At 67.7% G+C, this 4,860-nt stretch carries 3 protein-coding genes; all 3 read left to right on the forward strand.

Going from position 1 to position 4,860, the window contains the following annotated elements; genetic code table 11:
* Window positions 1-1,261: trypsin-like peptidase domain-containing protein (locus B5F84_RS09305; RefSeq protein ID WP_143786090.1), on the forward strand; the 1,261-nt coding region annotated here is incomplete at its 5' end.
* 375 nt (window positions 1,262-1,636) lie between these two features.
* Window positions 1,637-3,388, forward strand: a complete 1,752-nt coding sequence (locus tag B5F84_RS09310; protein ID WP_087323289.1) for a DUF2130 domain-containing protein — start codon at window positions 1,637-1,639, stop codon at window positions 3,386-3,388.
* A 148-nt stretch (window positions 3,389-3,536) separates the two neighbouring features.
* Window positions 3,537-4,760: a CHAP domain-containing protein gene (locus B5F84_RS09315; RefSeq protein WP_087323292.1), complete on the forward strand. Its 1,224-nt coding sequence runs from the start codon at window positions 3,537-3,539 to the stop codon at window positions 4,758-4,760.
* Window positions 4,761-4,860 lie beyond the last annotated feature (100 nt).

The raw sequence follows: 4,860 nt of genomic DNA on the forward strand, positions 1-4,860 counted from the left end.
CCCGTCAGCCGCCGCCCCCTCCGGGCCCCGTCACTCGCGCTCGACGATGCGCGCGGTTCTGGCGGGCCTCCTCGGTGGCGTGGTCGGCGCCGCGGCGCTCGTGGGCGTCCTCTGGGGCACGGGCGTCGTGAGCCTGGACGGCGCCGACACCACGAGCGGCACGGCGCAGTCCGTCACCATCGACCCGAGCGACGAGGATGCCACCATCGCCAACGCGGTCGCCGCCAAGGCGCTCCCCTCCGTGTGCACGGTCTACTGCACCTTCCCGGACGGCTCGGGCATGGGGTCGGGCGTCATCTATGACACGGACGGCAACATCATCACCAACAATCACGTCATCGAGAACGCGGAGAGCATCTCGGTCACCTACAACGGCAAGAGCTACGACGCCACGCTCGTTGGGACCGACCCCTCGAGCGACGTCGCCGTGATTCACGCCGACTTCGGCGGGGACGACGTCACGCCCATGGAGGTCGGCGACTCGGCCTCCCTGCAGGTGGGCGACTGGGTGATGAGCGTGGGCAGCCCCTTTGGCCTCGAGAACTCCGTCTCGCAGGGCATCGTCTCGGCGCTCTCCCGCAACACGCTGCTCGAGAACTCCGAGGGCAACACGCTCTACACCAACCTCATCCAGACCGACGCCACCATCAACCCCGGCAACTCCGGCGGCGCGCTCGTGGACGACGAGGGTAGGCTCGTGGGCATCTGCACGCTCTTCTCGTCCGACACCGAGAGCTTCGCGGGCATCGGCTACGCCATCCCGGGCAACTACGCCACCGAGATCGCCGACAAGATCATCGCCGGCGAGGACGTCACGCACGCCTACATCGGCCTCACCATGCAGACCGTGACCCCGCAGAACGCCTTCAGGAACAGCCTCTCCGTCGACGAGGGCGCCTATGTGGTCGAGGTCGCCGAGGGCGGCCCCGCAGCGGCGGCCGGCATCCAGGAGGGCGACGTCATCACCGCCATCGGCGACACCAAGATCACCTCGGCCGACGCCGCGATCCTGGCCGTGCGCTCCCACAGCATCGGCGAGACGGTGTCCGTCACGTTGATGCGCGGCAGCGAGGAGAAGACGGTCGACGTGACGCTGGGCTCCGACGAGGCGCTGCAGGAGGAGCAGGAGCAGCAGAACCAGACCGTGAACGTCAACGGCCAGGAGATCTCCCTCGACGACCTCATCCGGCTCTACGAGCAGTACCAGGAGCAGCAGCAGTACCAGCAGTATCAGCAGATGGACCCCTTCGGCGGCCGGTAGCCGCACGACATCCGGGCGACTCGGGCCCCGCGGCGCAGGCCGCGGGGCTTTTTCGTTGCGGGTGGGTTCCAGCCAGAACCCCGCGCCGTGCTGTCGGTAGCGAATCCGGCGCCGTTTCGACGTGGCTCGGCTCAAAGTTCAACGTTGCCCATCTGAGCGACAATAAAACATTTTGCAGTATTTCAAAAGCGTTCACGGTTTGGCTGGTCGGCAAAGTAAGAGCGGCGGGATATGAAGACGGCCCCTACTATGGGAAGTAAGCAGTCGCTGTAAGCGCGACAGCGAGCAGGACGGCCGTCCCGCTGGGCTTCCCGGCAATTATTGTCCGGTGGTACGGGTAAGCTTGATCTCAAGTCGAGAAGGACGGAGAGCCCCATGGCTGAGATCAGGTGCCCGCACTGCGGCGAGGTGTTCCAGGTAGACGAGACCGAGTACGCACAGATCGTGCGACAGGTTCGTGACGCGGAGTTCACGCGCGAGCTCGAGGCGCGCGAGCAGATGGCGCAGCGTGAGCGCGCGAGCGCCGTCGAGGCGGCCGTGGCGCAGGCCCGCCAGGAGGCACAGGAGCTTGCCGCGCGCGAGCGCGAGGAGCTGCAAGGAAGGCTTGCCAAGGAGCTTGCCGGGGCGCGCGATGCCTCGGCGAAGAAGGACGAGGAGCTTGTCCGCCTGCGCGCCGAGATCGAGAAGGGCGCGGATGCCGTGGCGCTCGCCCGTGCGACGGTGGAGCGCGAGCTCACCCAGGCGATTGCAGAGCGGGACCAGAAGATTGCCGAGCAGCAGCGCGCCCTGCTCGAGGCCAGCGCGGCCCAGGAGCGCGCGCTCAGCGAGGCGGCAACGAAGGGCGCCTCGGAGCTCGCGGAGCGCGACCGTCGACTCGCGGAGCTCGAGGCTCAGCTCGAGGCCCGCGAGTCGTCCTTCTCCACCGAGAAGGCCCTCGCGGTGAGCGAGGCAACCGACGCCCAGGAAAAGCGCATCGCCGCGCTCGAGGGAGACCTGCGCGCGGCCAAGCTCGAGCAGGAGCGTCGAGTCGCGGAGCTCGAGGCGCAGCTCAAGGCCCGCGAGTCCGCCTTCGTGACGGAGAAGGCCCTCGCCGTCACAAAGGCCACGGGCGAGCAGGGCGAGCGCCTTGCCGCCCTTGAGGGCGACCTGCGCGCGGCCAAGCTCGAGCGCGACCAGGTGGAGGCCTCGCTGCGCCAGCAGATGGCCGAGCAGGCCGCCCACAAGGACCAGACGATCCGGGACCGCGAGGACGAGATCGAGCGCCTGCGCTCCCAGCGCTCGCGCCTCACCACCAAGCTCATCGGCGAGACGCTCGAGCAGCACTGCGAGGCCGAGTTCAACCGCTGGCGCACGCTGGGGTTCCGCGGGGCGGAGTTCCATAAGGACAACGAGGTCGTGGGCGGCTCCAAGGGCGACTACATATTCCGCGAGGTGGGGGAGGACGGCGTCGAGGTCGTCTCCATCATGTTTGAGATGAAGAGCGAGGAGGAGGCCTCCGCCGCCACGAGCCGTCACAAGAACGCCGAGTTCTTCAAGAAGCTCGACCAGGACCGTCGCAACAAGAACTGCGAGTATGCGGTGCTCGTCTCCCTTCTCGAGCCGGAGAGCGAGCTCTACAACGCCGGCATCGTGGACGTCTCCTACGAGTACGAGAAGATGTACGTGATCCGCCCGCAGTTCTTCATACCCATGATCACCCTGCTGAGAAACGCCGCGGAGAACGCCGTCTCCTACCGTCGCGAGCTTGCCGAGGTGCGCCAGACCAACATCGACATCACGAGGTTCGAGGACGCGCTCGAGGACTTCAAGGCAAAGTTCGGAAAGAACTACGAGACGGCGAGCAAGAAGTTCAACGACGCCATCGACGAGATCGACAAGGCCATCAACCGCCTTCAGAAGGTCAAGGAGTTCCTGACCTCGTCGGAGAACCAGCTGCGCCTAGCCAACAAGAAGGCCGACGAGCTGACGATCAGAAAGCTCACCTACAGAAACCCGACGATGCGCGAGAAGTTCGCGGAGGCCCGCGCGGAGCGCGAGGCCGCGAGGGGCGCCGCCGAGCCTGGGGCCTCTGACGGGGCCGGGGGGCAGGCAGCGGGCGAGGCGGTGGAGCCGGACAGCGTGGAGTAGCCGCGCGCCGCGCGCCCGTGGTGCGTCCCGGCGCGCGGTCCTTCTCGCCCGGCGGCTCGTGGGGACGTGTGCATATCGTGGCCGTCGGGGTTTAGGGATAGAATGGCTGCGTGTGTTCCCGCATCTCAACCGTACCCAAGGAGACCACATGTCCCGTCAGCACGTCCACATGAGCGACGCCGGCATCACGCCCCGCAGCGTGACCCGCCGCGATGCCCTGCGGCTCTTCATGGGAGCGGGCCTGTGCGCCACGTTCTTCCCTGCGCTCGCGGGCGCAGAGACCACCCAGGAGAAGCTTGACGCCGCCCAGATGAGCTACGAGCAGGCGCAGGAGGAGCTCGCGCGCATTGCCGAGGAGTACTCCGCCCTGGCCACCCAGGCGGCCGACACGCACGCCAAGCTCGGCGACGTCACCATAAAGATCGGTGACATCGAGTCCGACATCGAGGACAAGCAGGACGAGATCGACCGCAGCCAGCGCCAGATCGAGAGCAAGCAGGAGGAGCTCGGCGAGCGCATGACCTCGGCCTACAAGTCCGGGCGCCAGTCCACGCTCGAGCTTCTGCTCTCCTCGGCGAGCTTCGAGGAGCTGACGAGCAACATCTACTATCTCGACAAGGTCAGCGAGTCCGAGAAGGAGATCATCGAGGACGTCAAGTCCCTCAAGGCCGAGCAGGAGCAGCAGCGCGCCGAGCTCGAGGAGCAGAAGGCCGAGCTCGAGGACCAGAAGGCCGAGCTCGAGGACCTTCAGGCCCAGCAGCAGGAGGAGCTCGAGGCCGCCCGCGCCAAGCAGGAGGAGTCCCAGGAGCTCGTCGACAACCTCTCCGCTGAGGTGCAGCAGCTCATGGAGCAGCGCGACGCCGAGCTCCTGGCCGCCCAGCAGGCCGCCGAGGAGGCCCGCCGCCAGCAGGAGCTTCTCGCTCAGCAGAGCCAGCAGCGCCCGAGCGGGGGCGGCGGCTCGTCGAGCCTGCCCTCCGGCGGCACCATCACCGGCTCCGGCCCCGCCGCGGCCGTCATCAGCGCGACGTACTCCACGCCCTCGCCGGGCTCCGGCCTCTGTGCGGCGTGGGTCACCAACGTCTTCCAGCGCGCGGGCATCGGCTCGTTCTACGGCAACGCCGACGACATGTACTACGCGTGGTGCTGGTACCCGACCTCGCAGATTCAGCCGGGCATGATCGTGGCCGTGAACTCCTCCCCGGCGAGCGCGGCCGGCCGCCTCTACGGCCACATTGGCATCTACGTGGGCAACGGCATGGTCCGGGACAACATCGGCTACGTCAACACGCAGAGCCTCTCGTCCTGGGTGAGCTACTACAGCGCCCTCGCCGTCCCGCGCTGCGGCTGGCTGGGCGGCATCGCGCTCTCCTAGGGGGCGCGGCCGAGGGGCCTCATCCCATGCAAGTGACGGGCGGGCCCGCCGGGGTGACTCGGCGGGCCCGCCCTTCTGTCTTGGCGCGGGGCTCTTCCTG

Origin of the sequence: Olsenella sp. An290, assembly GCF_002159535.1 — a bacterium.
Taxonomy (GTDB): domain Bacteria; phylum Actinomycetota; class Coriobacteriia; order Coriobacteriales; family Atopobiaceae; genus Thermophilibacter.

What these genes read in the sequence shown, in the direction of transcription:
- B5F84_RS09310 (WP_087323289.1), top strand. Translation starts at nt 1,637, where the DNA reads ATGGCTGAGATCAGGTGCCCGCACTGCGGCGAGGTGTTCCAGGTAGAC.
- B5F84_RS09315 (WP_087323292.1), top strand. Translation starts at nt 3,537, where the DNA reads ATGTCCCGTCAGCACGTCCACATGAGCGACGCCGGCATCACGCCCCGC.